Annotated in this window: 11 protein-coding genes; 7 read left to right on the plus strand and 4 right to left on the minus strand. The window is 58.1% G+C overall.

Translation table 11 applies throughout. The features are described from left to right. Window positions 1–140 precede the first annotated feature (140 nt). The 4 genes from infC to ACWUI2_RS11455 all read left to right on the plus strand — a co-directional run bounded on the left by infC (window position 141) and on the right by ACWUI2_RS11455 (window position 5,193). Window positions 141–821, plus strand: coding sequence for a translation initiation factor IF-3 (infC, locus tag ACWUI2_RS11440; protein WP_486982981.1), 681 nt, complete (start codon window positions 141–143; stop codon window positions 819–821). Continuing rightward, the gene (locus ACWUI2_RS11445; RefSeq protein WP_486982982.1) at window positions 769–2,463 is read left to right on the plus strand and encodes a TIGR03790 family protein; all 1,695 of its coding nucleotides are present in this window, start codon (window positions 769–771) and stop codon (window positions 2,461–2,463) included. Before infC ends, ACWUI2_RS11445 begins: the two co-directional genes overlap by 53 nt. A 265-nt stretch (window positions 2,464–2,728) precedes the next feature. Further along, entirely contained in the window at window positions 2,729–3,664 is a 936-nt protein-coding gene (locus ACWUI2_RS11450; RefSeq protein ID WP_486982983.1) for a sugar phosphate isomerase family, read from the plus strand. 428 nt (window positions 3,665–4,092) lie between these two features. After that, the gene (locus tag ACWUI2_RS11455) at window positions 4,093–5,193 is read left to right on the plus strand and encodes a PfkB family carbohydrate kinase (protein ID WP_486982984.1); all 1,101 of its coding nucleotides are present in this window, start codon (window positions 4,093–4,095) and stop codon (window positions 5,191–5,193) included. Window positions 5,194–5,196: 3 nt separating this feature from the next. Here ACWUI2_RS11455 and ACWUI2_RS11460 read toward each other — a convergent pair whose 3' ends face one another. Continuing rightward, a complete protein-coding gene (locus ACWUI2_RS11460) occupies window positions 5,197–6,744 on the minus strand; it encodes a hypothetical protein (protein ID WP_486982985.1) in 1,548 nt (515 codons plus the stop codon). A 325-nt stretch (window positions 6,745–7,069) separates the two neighbouring features. On the opposite strand from ACWUI2_RS11460, the gene ACWUI2_RS11465 reads away from it, so the two are divergent. Beyond that, complete coding sequence (locus tag ACWUI2_RS11465) at window positions 7,070–7,687, plus strand: REP-associated tyrosine transposase (RefSeq protein ID WP_486982986.1); 618 nt, start codon at window positions 7,070–7,072, stop codon at window positions 7,685–7,687. Window positions 7,688–8,017: 330 nt separating this feature from the next. Continuing rightward, window positions 8,018–10,243, plus strand: coding sequence for an NADP-dependent isocitrate dehydrogenase (locus tag ACWUI2_RS11470; RefSeq protein ID WP_486982987.1), 2,226 nt, complete (start codon window positions 8,018–8,020; stop codon window positions 10,241–10,243). Window positions 10,244–10,960: 717 nt separating this feature from the next. Here the strand turns inward: ACWUI2_RS11470 and ACWUI2_RS11475 are convergent. The 3 genes from ACWUI2_RS11475 to ACWUI2_RS11485 form a co-directional block, all read right to left on the minus strand. Beyond that, window positions 10,961–12,097: an IS110 family RNA-guided transposase gene (locus ACWUI2_RS11475; protein WP_486981276.1), complete on the minus strand. Its 1,137-nt coding sequence runs from the start codon at window positions 12,095–12,097 to the stop codon at window positions 10,961–10,963. 578 nt (window positions 12,098–12,675) lie between these two features. Beyond that, the gene (locus tag ACWUI2_RS11480; protein WP_486981276.1) at window positions 12,676–13,812 is read right to left on the minus strand and encodes an IS110 family RNA-guided transposase; all 1,137 of its coding nucleotides are present in this window, start codon (window positions 13,810–13,812) and stop codon (window positions 12,676–12,678) included. Between the two features lie 297 nt (window positions 13,813–14,109). After that, window positions 14,110–15,351, minus strand: coding sequence for a glucuronyl esterase domain-containing protein (locus tag ACWUI2_RS11485; RefSeq protein WP_486982988.1), 1,242 nt, complete (start codon window positions 15,349–15,351; stop codon window positions 14,110–14,112). A 240-nt stretch (window positions 15,352–15,591) separates the two neighbouring features. Between ACWUI2_RS11485 and ACWUI2_RS11490 the strand changes: the two genes are divergently transcribed. After that, window positions 15,592–17,514: a CHASE2 domain-containing protein gene (locus tag ACWUI2_RS11490; RefSeq protein WP_486982989.1), complete on the plus strand. Its 1,923-nt coding sequence runs from the start codon at window positions 15,592–15,594 to the stop codon at window positions 17,512–17,514. Window positions 17,515–17,625 lie beyond the last annotated feature (111 nt).

The following is a 17,625-nucleotide window of genomic DNA, read 5'->3' on the forward strand; positions in this document are numbered from 1 at the left end:
TTTTAGATTACAATCTGTTCTGCCCACGGGGGCGGAATTTCATCCAACCTTTTATCTGATTCCCATTTACGGCGGCTCGCGGTGAGCCGCATTTCGCAACGAAAAATCAGCGAGAAAACGAAAACCTGAAATATTACTGAATGGCAAGACAAGCACCGTTTCGTGGGCGCCGGCCCTTTCAACGCGGCCCCCGCCGCAATGAGCGCATCCGCGCGAGAGAAGTGAGGGTCATCGGACCTAAAGGGGATCAGATTGGAATCATGCCGACCGAAAAAGCCATCCAGCTGGCGCGTCAGGTCGGATACGACTTGGTGGAGATTTCCGCGAACGCGAATCCTCCCGTTTGCCGGATTCTCGATTTCGGCAAGTACATGTACGAGCAGAGCAAGAAGACCAAGGACAGCAAGGCCGGCTCGACGAAGATCAAAGAAGTCAAATTTCGGGTCAAAATCGGCGAGCACGATTACATGACGAAACTCCGGCACGCCGAAGAATTTTTGTTCAAGGGGAACAAGGTGAAACTGACTCTCAGTTTCCGTGGCCGCGAAATGGAGCACAAAGAGCTCGGTTTTGAAAACGTCACCCGGGCCATCACCGATTTGAACCAAATCGGCGTTCCCGACGCTCCGCCGCGCCTGGCCGGGCGGAACATCAGTGCGATGGTTTCCCCGCTGCCGGCCAACCGGCGGAAACTCCGCTGGAACGATCCGGATGACCTGGCAACGGCCAAACCGGACAAAGGACATCATTCGTCGCGAGATGCGGACGATGATGATGACGACGACGGTGACGAAGAGGGCGACGAAGAAGAGAACGAATGAGACGTCGGGCGGACGGTTCCGCCGCTCCTCCATCGTCTTTTCGTTCCTTGCTTTCTTTCTGGTTTCAGGGTTTTTCGGCGGTTTCCTTTGGGGGGAGACCGACGATTTAGCCTCGCGGGTCGTGATCGTGGTCAATGAACGCGATCCCGATTCCATGCGGATCGGGCGCCATTACGCCGAACGGCGGGGGATTCCGCTGGAAAACATCGTGACGATACGGGCCCCCGCGGGCGAGACGATCACTCGTCAGCAATTTCTGGAGACCATCCAAAATCCTCTGGAGGAGAAACTCTTCGAAGGCGGGTGGTTTGCGGGCATGTATTCTCGTCTGCCTGACGCGGAAGGACGTAACCGGAGTGTGATCGAGGGGCACCGGATCTCCTACCTGGTGCTCTGCCGCGGGGTTCCATTGAGGATCCGCCATGACCCCGAGCGGGTCACTCCGGAGATGGAGCAGGCGATTCGGGAGGAATTCCGCACCAATGCGGCTTCGGTCGATTCGGAGTTGGCTTTGATGGCGGTCCGGGCGCCGATCATCGGATTCATCGACAACCCGCTGTATGAGAATCGCCAACCCCACCCGGCGCAGGTCGCCGCCGTGATCAAGGTGGCGCGGTTGGACGGACCGACCGCGGCGGATGCGATGGCGCTGGTCGACTCGGCGCTCCAGGCGGAAGCGCGTGGATTACGGGGGCGGGCTTACGTCGATTTGACCGGTCCGCACGCCGACGGAGATGTTTGGTTGGCGGCCGTGGCGGACCGAATTGAAAAGGAGGGATTCGAAACCGCCCGGCACGAACCCCGGGGGATTTTTCCGATCGAGTCCCGCTTTGACGCGCCGGCTCTTTATTTCGGCTGGTATGCGAACAACGCCGGGGGACCTTTCCTGCTGGACGATTTCCGATTCCCCCCCGGGGCAGTCGCGATGCATATTCACAGTTTTTCAGCGCGGACCGTTCGGTCAACTACGGACGGGTGGGTCGGTCCCTTGGTGGCGCGGGGGGCGGCGGTGACCCTGGGCAATGTTTACGAACCTTTTTTGGCGCTGAGCCACCGTCCGGACCTGTTTTTGGAGCGACTGTTGGCCGGGGAAAACGTCGGGGATGCCGCGGCGTTCTCGATCCGGGCCTTCAGTTGGCAAGGGGTCTTGGTCGGGGATCCGCTTTATCGTCCGTTCGCCGTGCCGCTGGACAAACAGCTGGAGGGGGATCGGGATGAGTGGTCGGCTTACGCGGTCTTGCGGCAAATAATACTTCTGCGGGCCGCCGGCAAACAGGCTGAGGCCTTGGAAAAGGGAAAAGCCGCCTGGGCGGTCCGACCGGATCCGGCGCTCGCCCTCGCGGTGGCGGAGGTCCAAATGGAGGCCCGGCAGCGACGGGATGCGGTCCGAACCTTGGGGCGCGTGGTCGACGCCGCTCCGTTTTCATCGATGCAGGTGGGGGCGGTCAAGGAAGTGGCTGACCGCCTTTCGGCGATGAACGAGCACCGTCCCGCTTTGGCTTTGTATGAAATATTGCTGGCGATGCCGCGACTTCCGTCGGAGATCAGGCGCCCGCTGTTGCGCGATGGCATTTTGTTAGCCGATCGCCTCAATCAGCGCGACCGCGTCCGCCAATGGCGCTCTGCGTTGGCCGAGTTGTGAGGGACGACGAGTAGAACCGTCTTTCAACGTTTCGATAAAAACTTTCGGCCAAACCATGCCGTTTCCGGGAGGGGATCACCATAATACAATTGTTTTTTTCTACCGTCTTTGCAGAAATCTTGTCATCCGGATGGAAACGGAAAAGAATCTCCGAATGCCGAAGGTTCGCTGGAAGACGCTGAAGTGCTGGGAGAAGCACGTTTTTTTCAATGCGTGGATCCACGTTCCTTTGGGATTTACCTGAACCCAACGTAGAAACGAAGATATGGCACGAGCACTGAGCAAACTGGCACCGGACTGGTGGGATTACACGACGCTGGACACGGCGATTTTAGAAGACGCGGCCCGGGTCGATGAGCAGAAACTCCGGACGATGAGCCGTCCCGGTTTCACGATCCACTTTTATGATACGGTGCAGGACTTCTTTCTGGCCGAGGCGCTCGAATATATCGAGGCCTGGAAACAAAGCACACCGGACAATCCGGTCGGTATTTGCGGCCCTATCGGTCCGACCGAGCAATTGCCGCTCGTGGCTCGCCTGGTGAATTCGCTCGGACTCGATTTGAAGAAACACGGCGCCCATTTCTGGGGAATGGACGAGTGGATCATCGATGGGGAGCCGGTAGGGCTCTCGCATCCGTTGTCGTTCGCCCGGTGCGACAAGACGATGTGTTTTGACCTGATGGACGAGAAACTCCGGATCGCCGATGAAAACCTGCATTTTCCGACCGGGGATTTGTCGGTCTACAGCCGGAGTTATGATTCGATCCGTTGCGCGGTCATGCAAGGCGGGCAAGGAGAGATCAAGCATTGGGCGTTCAATGATCCGGTTGAGCGGAAAGGGCAATATAAAGACGCGCCTCCATCGCCGGAGGAATACCGCAAGCTCGGCACCCGGGAAGTGAAACTGCACCCGGTGACGATCTCGCAGAACGCTCGAACCAGCGGCGGCGGCAACGTCAACCTGGTGCCGACTCATGCGGCGACGGTGGGTCCGGTGGAAACCTGGAAGTCCGACAAAGTTTCGATCTGGCACCCCGGTATCCACGACAACCCATTCGGCATCCGGCTGACGGCGTTGATGATTTCGGAAAATATCCCTGATTCGTCGGTGCCGATGTCGTTGCTGGCCGATCACCCGAACGTTCATTTCCATTACCTGCGGGGCGGTTTGGGGCACGTGCAGGTGGAAATGCATTGATCAAGGGCTAGCCAGAAGGTCGGGAAGGACAGAATCATTTGGTGACAGAATCATTTGTCTGAGGCTCGGGAATGATTTTGCCTCCAATGATTTTGTCAAAGGGTCCATCTCAAGGATTCAGCCTGGAATTCACTCACAGAAGGTAGCGGAGGAAGCGAAAGGACAGAATTATTTGGTGACAGAATCATTTGTCCGAGGCTCGGGAATGATTTTGCCTCCAATGATTTTGTCAAAGGGTCCATCTCAAAGATTCAGCCTGGAATTCACTCACAGAAGGAAGCGGAGGAAGCGAAAGGACAGAATTACTTGGTGAAAGAATCAATTGTCTGAGGCTCGGGAATGATTTTGCCTCCAATGATTTTGTCAAAGAGCCTTCTTCTATCCCCTTCGCTTTCTTCTGTGGAAATATCTTTTTTCCTAAATTTCGAATGGATACGAAACAACTCGCCTTGGACGCCCTGGAGCAGGTTCCGGCTACGCCGGCATCGGCGGTGGTCGGATTCGACGGTTTTGTCGACGAAATGATCAAAGTGGTGGCGGAACGGATTTCGCTCGCCGAGTTTCGAGCGGTGCCTTCGATCGCCACCTTCGCGGACAACCTCGCAGCCTCGGCCGGGTCGAGTACTCTGCGGGAGATTGTGGTCGAGGCTACCCATCCCGGAGGTTGCGCGATCAATCTCGGCGATGGTTTGGCCCATCTCGGGGTGCCGGTTGATTGTTTCGCGACCCTCGGGGAACCGGTCCACCCGGCCTTTGAATCGGTGGTGGAGGGTTTTCGGTCTGTCCATAGTTGGGGGAGAGAGCCGGGCCGGACCTTGGCCTTCGAGTTCGCGGATGGAAAACTGATGTTCAGCGCCGTCCAACAACTGGGCGAATTCACTCCGGAGAGCGTGACTCGCGCGGCCGCCGAAGGAGCGTATTCGAAAGCCTGTGACGAAGCTGGCGTAATCGCCTTGACCAATTGGAGTCTGTATCCGCATATGACAGCTGTCTGGCGGGAGTTATTACAACGGGTTTACTCGGGCCTGGCCACGCCGAAGCAGTTCTTCTTTGATTTGGTCGATCCGTCGGGACGGTCCGCCAACGATATCTCCGAGATGTTGGAAACGATGCGGGAGTTCGGGCGTTATGGCACGGTGACTCTCGGATTGAATGGCAACGAGGCGAACGTCATGGCGCGCCTGCGTGGATTGCCGGAAACATCGGCCGACCCCGATCCGGAGGAAGTGACGAAACTGGCGGAACAGCTTCGAATCGCTCTCGACCTTTCCACTCTGGTGGTCCATCGGAAGGCCTTTGCGGTGGCGGCGTCGAAGGCGGAATGCCATGTGGCGGAATCCTTGCGCTGTGTGAATCCCATGAAAAATACCGGAGTGGGCGATCGCTTCAACGCCGGATATTGTCTTGGTTTGCTGTCGGGGGCCCCAGTCGGACATTGTCTCTCCCTCGGTTGCGCCACCGCCGGATACTTCGTGCGCGAAGCCCGCAGTCCTAGTCGGGACGAGCTCGTGGCTTTCCTGCGCGGGTGAGGATCAAATCGTCAGGAAGAGGCCGACACCGATCAAGCCGATGGCGGCGGCGATAAAGACGGACGGTCTGTGCATGTGGCCGTCTCGCTCCATGGCCCGGCCGAATAGGAAAAAGACCACCGGGTGGACGAGAAACGGCATCGCGAAGACGAAGGCGATCAATCCCGCCGCAGCCTCCCCGGCCATCCCTTCCTGGATCGCCGCGAAAAGTCCGAAATGGGAGAGCGACGAACTGGTGGCCATCAGGGCGTGATCGATGGGCAGCCTGGCCGCCCATAGGATGAGCAGTCCGCAAAAAACGGCGCACAATTGCCAGCCGAAGCAAAATTGCATCAACGCCTTCACTTCCTCCCGATCGTTTCCGTCAGCTCGCCGGATTTGCATCAGCGATCTTGCGGTCAGACCGACACCCACCGCCGCTACGAGGAGCGAAGGTCCCCACAACAAACCTCCGCGGTCGACGCTCAAGGCCAGAATGGAAAAGACGAAAACGTGTCCGAAAAACGGAATGTTGATCATGATCGGCGCCCGTTTGGCGGCGGTTTCGCCGAGGTCTCCGGCCGTGCAGGCTCCGGTCAAACCGGCGTGGGAAAGACCGCCCGCCATCGCCGGGGCCAGGTTACGCACCGCGTCCGTTTTGCCGATCAAGATGAGAAGGGCGATACCCCCGAACATCCAGAGGATTTGACCGAAAAATCCGTAAGCGAGGACCGCGTTCATCCCGGTGAGGGCGAATGCCTCGCCCATCCTGGAACCGCCGATCACGAAATTCGCGGCAAGTACCACGGGAATTCCGGCGAACAAGAGGCAACGGACCGCGGGACCATGCGTCCATTTATGCAGGGCCGCCCCCAAGCCGGCGGCGATTAACATCACGAAGAAAATCTGGGGCAATGCGATCAGCGGACGAATTGTCACCGCAATTAAATATCCAAGCAGCAATACCGAGATGATCGCCCCCATCTCGAGGATCCCTTTCCGGAGATAGGTCCGCTTGTTCTGGATGGTCGCCTTGTGATCGATCAGAATCACCGCGATCACCAGTCCCATGTAGGCGATCAACGGGTAATACCGCGCCAGAGAAGTGTCCGGGACCGTCCCGGCGATTGTCCGGGTCAAGGCTTCGATGCCGAGCAAGAGAAAGAAAGCCCGGGCGATGAAGACGACCTGGGTGCGGGCCGTCCCGAAGAATATCTCTTCGTTGGAGTATATGACGCTCTCATCCGGAGGGAGTTCTCGGCCGGCGAGGATCCGGCGCAGTTGTTGACCGCCGACAAAGAATGACGCGGCGAGGGCGACGATGGTTGATTGGGCGATCATCCCGAGCATCGGGAAGTCGCGCAGCCCGGCCTCGGAGACGCCGGTTTGGACCAGGAGAAACCCCATGACCAAACCGAAGACGACGATGATTAAAATGGCGGAGTAGCGGCTACCGGCAACCACCGCCCGTGCGACCAGCACCATTGGAATCACGAAAAACAAAGTCAGCCAAAACTGATTGAACAGGTGCTGATGGGCGATCTCCTGGAGCGTCTCGGTGGCGAATGTCATGGCAGGCGCTTTCTCTGAAGGCGGATCGATCTTGCAGGCAGCATGGGCAGTCGTCGATTTTTATCGGACGACTATCAGATCCGCCCACGTTCGCTAAGGCACCGGCTAATACAGGAGCCCGGACATTGCTTTGCCTCGGTCGTTCCGCGTGGTCTCCGTCCTTGCAGCCGATAATGGAGCCCGGACATTCCTGTCCGGGTGCGGTTGAGAAGCAAACGGACAGGAATGTCCGTTCTCCTTTGTTTTTAGTTGATGTTTTATGCAAATTTGGTTTTTAATGAAAACCGAATGGACAGGAGTGTCTGTTCTCCTTTAACTGATTGCTATGACGACTGCTACCCCTTGGTTCAATCCTTACGCTCCGATCGATATCCATCAGCGCAACCTTCCCCATTGGCAACAGCCGGGACGGCTCTTCTTCCTGACATGGAGGCTGGCCGATTCGTTGCCTGCAGCGAGGCTCGCTCTATGGAAGGAGGAGCAAGCCGCATGGCTCGCCCGACACGCGCCGCCATGGTCGGCGTCTGTGACGGTCGAGTATTACCAGCGATTTCCCGCGCGCCTTGAAGAGTGGCTCGACTCCGGCATGGGCGAATGCCTCCTCACTCGTCCGGATTGCTCCGAAATTGTCGCAAGTTGTCTGCACCATTTCGACGGGGACCGTTATGAGTTGGAAAACTTCGTCGTTATGCCGAATCACGTGCATGTGGTTGTCAGGTTAAACAGCGAAACCCGGTTGGAAAAACTGGTTCAGAGCTGGAAGGGCTATTCAGCCCGTGAGATGAACCGCATCCTCCAGCGTTCCGGGTCGTTATGGCAGGAGGGGTATTGGGATCGCATGGTTCGCAATGAGCGGCACCTCCGCCGCAGTTGCGAATACATTCGGAAAAATCCGGAAAAGGCGGGGCTTTGTTCCGGGAGCTATCTGTTCTGGGAGAAGTAAAGGAGCCCGGATCATTCCTGTCCGGGAGCGGTTGAGAAGTAAACGGACAGGAATGTCCGTTCTCCTTTGCGGGAAATGGGCGGGGGAACAAACGGACGGGACGGAGCGAAGCGGGGATGGCGAAGCAATGTCCGTTCTGAGCGGGGAGTCAAAGGAGCCCGGACATTCCTGTCCGGGAGCGGTTGAGAAGTAAACGGACAGGAATGTCCGTGCTCCTTTGCGGGAAATGAGCGAGGAATAAGCGGACGTGCTTTGGCGGGACAAAAAATGATTTTGACCCCGTTTCCGGGGGCGGGCACTCTTCTTCCTTTTAACAATTGATTCCTGATTATGTCTTCGAAGCCGACTATCCATTACACCAAAACCGATGAAGCGCCCGCGCTCGCCACGTATTCGCTTCTGCCGATCGTCCAGGCCTACACGGGACAGGCCGGGATCGCCGTCGAAACTCCGGATATTTCACTCGCGGGCCGGATTCTGGCCCAGTTCAGAAATTTGCTGCCCGAAGATCAACGGGTCGAAGACGCCCTCGGAAATTTGGGGAAAATGACCCAAGACCCCGAGACCAACATCATCAAATTGCCCAACATCAGCGCTTCGGTCCCGCAGTTGCGCGCCGCCGTGGCCGAACTCCAGGGCAAAGGGTTCGCCCTGCCGGAGTTCCCGGCGGATCCGAAGACCGACGAGGAAAAAGAAATCCGCGCCCGTTACAACCGGGCGATGGGAAGTGCCGTCAACCCGGTCCTGCGCGAAGGCAATTCCGACCGGCGGGCGCCGCGGGCGGTCAAGGAGTATGCCCGCCAGCATCCTCATTCGATGGGGAAATGGTCGGCCGATTCCAAGACTCGGGTGGCCCACATGAGCGATGGCGACTTCTTCGCCAACGAAACTTCCGTGACCGTGCCGGAGGCCACCACGGTGCGGATCGAATTCGTTTCGGGCGACGGGTCGACCACCGTGTTGAAGGAAAAAATCGCCCTTGAAGCGAGCGAGATCCTCGACGCCACCTTCATGCGGAAGCAGGCGTTGCTGACCTTCCTGAAGGAACAGGTCGAGGTGGCCAAGAAGGAAGGGATTCTTTTTTCCCTCCATCTGAAGGCGACCATGATGAAGGTTTCCGATCCGATCATCTTTGGACACGGAGTCCGGGCGTTTTTCGCCGATCTGGTGGAGAAACATGCCGGAACCTTGAAGGAGCTCGGAGTCAATTTGAACAACGGGTTCGGCGATCTATTGTCCCGGATCGGGTCGTTGCCGGCCGAGAAAAAGACCGAGATCGAGGCCGATATTCAAGCCGCTTTGAAGGATGGACCGGGAATCGCGATGGTGAATTCCGACAAGGGGATCACCAATCTCCATGTGCCGAGCGATGTGATCATCGATGCCTCGATGCCGGCGATGATCCGTAGTTCCGGTCAGATGTGGAACTCTGAAGGGAAGTTGCAGGATGCCCTCGCGGTGATCCCGGACCGTTGTTACGCCGGCGTTTACCAAACCACCATCGATTTTTGCAAGAAGCATGGGGCGTTCGATCCCCGCACGATGGGATCGGTCTCCAACGTCGGACTGATGGCCCGCAAGGCGGAGGAATACGGTTCGCACGACAAAACCTTCGAAGCCCCGGGAGATGGAGTGATCCGGGTGGTCGACGCCTCGGGCAAGACGTTGCTGGAGCACCAGGTGGAGCAAGGCGACATCTGGCGGGCGTGTCAGACCAAACACGATTCGGTGGAAGATTGGGTGAAGTTGGCGGTCAAGCGCGCCCGGGCCACCGGCGATCCTGCTGTTTTCTGGCTCAACAAAGACCGCGCCCATGACGCGCAAATCATCGCCAAGGTGGAAAAGTTTCTGCCGAACCATGACACCGAGGGCCTCGATATCCGGATCCTCGCCCCGGCCGACGCGTGTCAGTTCAGTCTGGAGCGGCTCAAAGAAGGGAAGGACACCATCTCGGTTACCGGCAACGTGCTCCGCGATTATCTGACCGATCTTTTCCCGATCCTGGAAGTCGGCACCAGCGCGAAAATGCTGTCGATCGTTCCCTTGATGAAAGGGGGCGGCCTGTTCGAGACAGGAGCCGGCGGATCGGCTCCGAAGCACGTCCAGCAATTCCTGGAGGAAAACTATCTCCGCTGGGATTCGCTCGGCGAGTTCCTCGCATTGGCGGTTTCGTTGGAGCACTTGGCGGAGACGTTCAAGAACGCCAAGGCGAAGGTTTTGGCGGCCGCGCTCGACCAGGCGAACACCGATTTCCTCCAGAACAACAAATCGCCCACCCGCCGGGTCGGGGGAATAGATAATCGGGGCAGTCATTTTTATCTCGCCCTGTATTGGGCGAAGGCGTTGGCCGCGCAAAACGACGATGCGGAATTGAAGAAAACCTTCACCGCGGTGGCTGAGAAATTAACCGCCGCGGAAAAGACCATCGTCGACGAGTTGATCGCGGTGCAAGGAAAGCCGGTCGACATCGGCGGTTATTATCAACCCGACGATACCAAATGTTTCGCCGCTCTCCGGCCGAGCGCGACGCTGAATTCGATCATCGATTCGATCTAAAGACTGGCGCGTTGAAACCACGAGCGGCGCGCTTCAGCCGCCGTCGTGGGAGGTGCGTCAATTTGGAAACGTTCGCCGTGTCCGATGGTCTTCGGCTAAAGCACGAAGCTCCGGCTTAAGCTCTGTCTTATCGAGTGAAAACTCGATGCTGGGGTAGCATCCGGCTTTCGCCGGATGAAGGATCGGTGCGCTTCAGCCGCCGTCGTGGGAGGTGCGTCAATTTGGAAACTTTCGCCGTGTCCGATGGTCTTCGGCTGAAGCACGAAGCTCCGGCTTAAGCTCTGTCTCATCGAGTGAAAACTCGATGCTGCTATGAGGGTTTCGTGACAAGCGGAAAATGAAACCGTTGTTTGATTTATTTTTCTTAGGACATTCTTAAGATCTGCTTTCTTACCTTAGTTCCCCTAGCGGGGGTTTGGGGGCGGCAATGAGCCCCAATCTTTTGGCCTTTGGAGTTGCCCCCGGAAAGGAATGTCTCTCGTCCCCGGTCCCCTCGAACTGGCCGGGGGGACAAACTGCTATCCGCGCGTGCCTTAGAGGCAGCGCATTATAATTTATGCGACCCCCGGCGAGGCCGGAGGAAAAGAGGGACGGAGCAAGCGGCACAATCTACAGGAACGGATGAAAGTCCAAGCATCGAAACGTGCGCGCTCCACTCCGAAATCGGGTTCGCTTCAGGCAAAAAGATCAAAGAACAAAAAGGGAAGTTGGTTGCCCTCAGCCGACTGCAACCTCGGGCATCCTCAGGCCGAGCTTCTCAGGCGTGGTTTGACCGGTGGCCAACCGCCACAGATCGATGGCGAGCTTGCGGGCGGCCGCGACCGCGATCTTGCGCCGAGACCGGCCGCTGACAAGCTTCTCGACCAACTCGCGCACGGGCGGGTAATCGGGTTGCCATCGCACCATGCGCCAGACCGCTTCGATTAACAGGGCGCGTATTCGCGGATTGCCGTGCTTGTTTATACTCAGATCCCGGGAGGATCCTCCGCTTTGGTGAACCCCGGCACATAATCCGACGAAGCCGGCCACTTGACGCCGGTTCTTAAACCGTCCCCAGTCGCAGATCTCCCGCAGGAGCATCACCCAGGTCAGGGCTCCGATTCCGACCGGCAGAGGCTGTTTAACCTCCTCGACCAGTTCCTTTTTGATGGCCCTTTCCTTCTCGTCGAGCTTCAGCAGAATCTCACGCATTACCTCAAGTTGCTGGACCAGATACTCGGGTAATTCGAGACAGAGATCCTTCCATTTGCGCGGCCCCCACCAACGGCCTTTCACGTGGAATCCCTGCGCCAGCAACGCGCTTCGACCACGTGCCTCCCATCCACTCCGGCTCTTCTTGATCTGATCGCGCAGACGTGATCTCGCCCGCGCCTGTTCTTCCTCCTGGCTTGGCACACGAATGACCGTGAAGGCCTTCTTGTTGCCTCGCAAATAGCGGTCGAGTTGGTCGACCAGCCCCCGCGCATCAAGGTTATCCGTCTTTTGGTTGCGTCCGCCCGCCAGGCTCACCGGGGCAACCACGAAAACGGTGGCTCCCAATTCGGTGAGCTGGCGGTATAATCCATAGCCGCAAGGACCAGCCTCATAACAGGCATAAACCTTCAGGTCGGCGGCCACTAACTTGCCAACGAGGCGAACCAGTTCCTCGTGCTTCAAGCGCAACGGGCGTTGCGGCAAGCTGCCGTCCACCTGTAGGCAAGCCACGCCATCGCGGGCATGAAGATCGATCCCGAGCTTGACCTCCTGCCCATTGGACGAGACGATTCCGTTAATCAATTTGGAGAAGTTATTTTTCGATTGGTTATTCATATCGGGCGACATGTTGGAGAATTCTTTCCCACTTGTCGCCCTCATGTTATCTACGGGGTAGCATCCCGGCTTTCGCCGGATGAAGGATCGGTGCGCTTCAGCCGCCGTCGTTGGGCGGTCCGTCAATTTGGAAACGTTCGCCGTGTCCGACGGTCTTCGGCTAAAGCACGAAGCTCCGGCTTATGCTCTGTTTCATCGAGTGAAAACTCGATGCTGCTATGAGGGTTTCGTGACAAGCGGAAAATGAAACCGTTGTTTGATTTATTTTTCTTAGGACATTCTTAAGATCTGCTTTCTTACCTTAGTTCCCCTAGCGGGGGTTTGGGGGCGGCAATGAGCCCCAATCTTTTGGCCTTTGGAGTTGCCCCCGGAAAGGAATGTCTCTCGTCCCCGGTCCCCTCGAACTGGCCGGGGGGACAAACTGCTATCCGCGCGTGCCTTAGAGGCAGCGCATTATAATTTATGCGACCCCCGGCGAGGCCGGAGGAAAAGAGGGACGGAGCAAGCGGCACAATCTACAGGAACGGATGAAAGTCCAAGCATCGAAACGTGCGCGCTCCACTCCGAAATCGGGTTCGCTTCAGGCAAAAAGATCAAAGAACAAAAAGGGAAGTTGGTTGCCCTCAGCCGACTGCAACCTCGGGCATCCTCAGGCCGAGCTTCTCAGGCGTGGTTTGACCGGTGGCCAACCGCCACAGATCGATGGCGAGCTTGCGGGCGGCCGCGACCGCGATCTTGCGCCGAGACCGGCCGCTGACAAGCTTCTCGACCAACTCGCGCACGGGCGGGTAATCGGGTTGCCATCGCACCATGCGCCAGACCGCTTCGATTAACAGGGCGCGTATTCGCGGATTGCCGTGCTTGTTTATACTCAGATCCCGGGAGGATCCTCCGCTTTGGTGAACCCCGGCACATAATCCGACGAAGCCGGCCACTTGACGCCGGTTCTTAAACCGTCCCCAGTCGCAGATCTCCCGCAGGAGCATCACCCAGGTCAGGGCTCCGATTCCGACCGGCAGAGGCTGTTTAACCTCCTCGACCAGTTCCTTTTTGATGGCCCTTTCCTTCTCGTCGAGCTTCAGCAGAATCTCACGCATTACCTCAAGTTGCTGGACCAGATACTCGGGTAATTCGAGACAGAGATCCTTCCATTTGCGCGGCCCCCACCAACGGCCTTTCACGTGGAATCCCTGCGCCAGCAACGCGCTTCGACCACGTGCCTCCCATCCACTCCGGCTCTTCTTGATCTGATCGCGCAGACGTGATCTCGCCCGCGCCTGTTCTTCCTCCTGGCTTGGCACACGAATGACCGTGAAGGCCTTCTTGTTGCCTCGCAAATAGCGGTCGAGTTGGTCGACCAGCCCCCGCGCATCAAGGTTATCCGTCTTTTGGTTGCGTCCGCCCGCCAGGCTCACCGGGGCAACCACGAAAACGGTGGCTCCCAATTCGGTGAGCTGGCGGTATAATCCATAGCCGCAAGGACCAGCCTCATAACAGGCATAAACCTTCAGGTCGGCGGCCACTAACTTGCCAACGAGGCGAACCAGTTCCTCGTGCTTCAAGCGCAACGGGCGTTGCGGCAAGCTGCCGTCCACCTGTAGGCAAGCCACGCCATCGCGGGCATGAAGATCGATCCCGAGCTTGACCTCCTGCCCATTGGACGAGACGATTCCGTTAATCAATTTGGAGAAGTTATTTTTCGATTGGTTATTCATATCGGGCGACATGTTGGAGAATTCTTTCCCACTTGTCGCCCTCATGTTATCTACGGGGTAGCATCCCGGCTTTCGCCGGATGAAGGATCGGTGCGCTTCAGCCGCCGTCGTTGGGCGGTCCGTCAATTTGGAAACGTTCGCCGTGTCCGACGGTCTTCGGCTGAAGCACGAAGCTCCGGCTTAAGCTCTGTCTCATCGAGTGAAAACTCGATGCTACGGGGTAGCATCCCGGCTTTCGCCGGATGAAGGAGCGGTGCGCTTCAGCCGCCGTTGTGGGCGGTGCGTCAATTTGGAAACGTTCGCCTTGGCCGACGGCCTTCGGCTGAAGCACGAAGCTCCCGCTTACGCCTTGCGGCCGGCCGACGGAAGGAACCGGTCGGCGGCGTTCATGAAGTGGCGCCAGTCCCAGAGAGTGATGTCGTGTTTTCCTTCGCGGAGGTGGTAACTCACGGGGCCGTAGACGGCCTCGCCGGGGGCGGGCATTTTGGTTAGATTCTCGCATGGGTGTCCGAGAAATGAATACACCTTGGCCGCTTCGGTCGCGCTGATCCACTCGCCCCGGGGGTCGGCCCAGAGGTCGCCGGACGCACTGGCGATGTAAAGGGGCCGGGGAGCGATCAGGGCGAGCAACATGTGTTGGTCGAGAGGCAGGGCCTCCTCGTTTCCACCATATTGTTTGAAGTCGCCGCAAAACCAGTGGGGGAAGTTTTGGTTGATCACCTCGACCGTTTCGCCGAAATTCCGGCGGGAGAGGGAGGCGCCGACGCATCCGGAATTGTTCGAAATCGCCATTGCGAACCTCGGGTCCCGGGCGGCCGCCCAGAGCGCGGTTTTGCCGAGGCGGGAATGGCCGACGGAGATGATCCGGCGCGGGTCGAGGCGGGAGTCCGATTCGACGTAGTCGGCCATGCGGCTCATTCCCCAGGACCAGGCCCCGATCGTTCCCCATTCGTCGGGGGCGGGGGAGGTCTGGCCGGGACGGTAGAAAAGAGGATGCGCGCCGTTTTGAAAACCGTCGTCGAAATCCGGATCGAAGTCGCCGCAATATGCCATCACGACCGCGTAGCCGCGGGCAGTGATTTCTTCGAACGGCCAGCGGGATTGGCTCTTGCCGCGGCTCTTTTCAGTGGCCCGGTTTCCCGCGGTCTCCATCGATTCCACTGCGCGAACCCATTTGTCGGTGACGGTGATGAAAGGGGAGGGATGGGCGGTTTGATTGCCGTGGAAATTCAAGCTGATGAATGTGGGAAAAGGATTGGCACTGTCGGAGGGAAGGGCGAGCAGGATGGTCGCTTTTAGTTTCCCACGGGAGGTGGTGACGGTGAGTTCGATTTCCTCCAGAAGGCAGTTCGGGATGATTTCGTCGCTTTGCTGTAACGAAGTGAAAGTCGTCTCGAATGGAAGATCGGGAGTCCGGCCATAGACATGACGGGCAAAGAGATTCAGGATTTCCGGGCGGCGGCGTTCCGTCCATTCGGTCGCACTGGAGAGTGGCCGCCCGGCGACGACCAGAGGATCGGGGAGGTCGAAGGGACGGACGCGAGTTTCGTCGTAATTGGGTGCCGGGAGATCGGAGTTCTTCATGGGAAAATGGATGCCGGGTCGCTCGGGCGAATGCGAAGAGCGGAAATCTGATGGGATGCTTGGGCGGAAGCCGTCATGCACTGTTGGAAAAGGTCCTTCAATTGTTAAAGGCAAACCGATACCGGGGGAAGGTTAAAAGTCGGCAAAGGGTTTGGCCGGCAACAAAAAGGCTCGATCGTGGCGAAGAATCCAGCAATCTGTTTTTGCATACTTCCGATTGCGCTTCAACGGATGCCACGCATGAAACGGTCTCGATCCAAGGCGGCGATTCTCGTATTGGGATTCGCCTTCGGCTTGCTCGCTCTCCCGGGCGTCCCCTGGGAAGTGGTGCAAGGTCGGCTCGAAGGGGCGATGATCGATTGGCTCTTCAAAAAGAGGGGGGCGATTCCGCCGCGGGAGGATATCGTCGTCCTCGGAATCGATTCCGAATCGATGGAGTTTTTCGAAGACGAACTCGAAGCTTACCCGGACTTGGAACTCCTGACCGAATGGCCGTGGCCGAGAGAGGTCCACGGGATGTTGCTCGATCGTTTGGTGGAGGCTGGAGCCCGGGTGGTGGCGTTCGATATTTTGTTTCTCGGACCGAGCATCTACGGGGAGGAAGATGACGCCCGATTCCGCGAGGCTTTGTTGCGTCACCGGGAGCGGGTGGTGATCGGATTCAGTTTCGAAGATACGGACGCGACCTTGGGAAGGACCGAGTTGAACCGGCCGTCGGCGACGTTATTTCCCGAGGAGGATTGGACGGACTTCGCTGGGTTTGTCCGTTATCCGAAAGATTTCGACGGACGGGTGCGGCGGGCCTTTTTTGAGACGACTCCGGCGTTGGTTTCCGGCATTCGGGCCGAACCGTTGGCGGAAGAGCCGAAGTTGGTTTCGTTTCCGGCGATGGCGGCCCGGAAGTTCGAGCCCCAGGTGGTGATTCCGGGTTGGCGGGAAACGCGGATGATCCGATACGCCGGTCCGTCGAGGACGTTTCCGCAGTTTCCGGTGTCGCATGTTTTCCATGACCGGTATTGGGATTGGAATTTTCGGAGGGGCGAATTCTTCCGCGACAAGGTCGTCTTGATCGGGGCGACGGCTGGGTTTATGCACGACGTGCATATGACTCCGATGGGGTCGATGGCTGGAGTGGAGATTCATGCCAACAGCGTTGCGATGCTCTTGGATCAAACGTTTTTGCGCGAGCCGCCGCTCTGGTTCAAGAGGGGGTTGACGCTTTTGGCGGGCATGGCAGGAACCGGGTTGATTCTGCTCTGGCGGGGCGCCCATTGGGTGAAATTCGCGGGGATGATCGTGGCCGGGGCTGGCGCGGTCGCGGGCACCTATGGATTGTTCGTTGGTTTCGGTTTGGTCGTGGCATTCCCGCATCCGTATCTGGCGTTTTTCGGTGCCGGAGTTTCAGGCCTGGCGATCCAGTTGACGGTCGAGCAAATGGAAAAGCGGCGGTTGAGCCGGACCTTTGGGACCTTCGTGTCATCGGATGTGGCTCGCTATCTGATCGCTCATCCGGAGGAATACGAACGGGTGGCGGTTGGAAGGCGCAAACATTGCGTGATTCTTTTTAGCGATATCCGGGGATTCACGACGTTGACGGAAGAGGCGGAAGATCCGGAAGCTTTCGTGTCGCAGTTGAATGAATACCTGGCCGCCTGGGTCGATTGCGTATTCGACCACGGGGGAACGCTGGATAAGTTCGTCGGCGATGCGGTGATGGCGGTTTGGGGAGGGATCCAGACGCGGGGCGAAGCGGAAGATGCTCGCTGCGCGGTCCGCGCCTCCTTGGCGATGCGGGAAAAATTGGAAATGCTGAATCGCCGTTGGGAGGAGGAGGGAAAACCGGTTTTCCGAATCGGAGTGGGGATCGGGGCGGGCGAAGCGATGGTTGGAAACATGGGTTCACCCGGTCGGAAGTTGGAGTTCACCGTGATCGGCGATCCGGTCAATTTGGCCGCCCGACTCGAAGGGGAGACGAAGGCCTTCGGCGAACAGATCCTGGTCTCGGAGGAGGTCCAACGGTTGATTGCGGGGGAAGTTCGGACTCGGTCGCTCGGGGAAATTCAAGTCCGCGGAAGAAAAAAGGGCGTGCGAATCCACGCGGTGGAAGGGCTGCATTCACCGGAACCGACGATGGATCGTCCGGATGCGTCTGTCGTCGGATAAAATTGCCGGAGGCTTTCCGGGCGATTTCGAAGGAGGTGCGAAGGAAGTGGAGAGCGTTTTTTTACTCTTGTCATCCGGGGAGGGAGATTGGAGGCTTGCCGATTTATCGGC

The sequence above is a fragment of the Verruconatronum alginivorum genome, assembly GCF_056590205.1.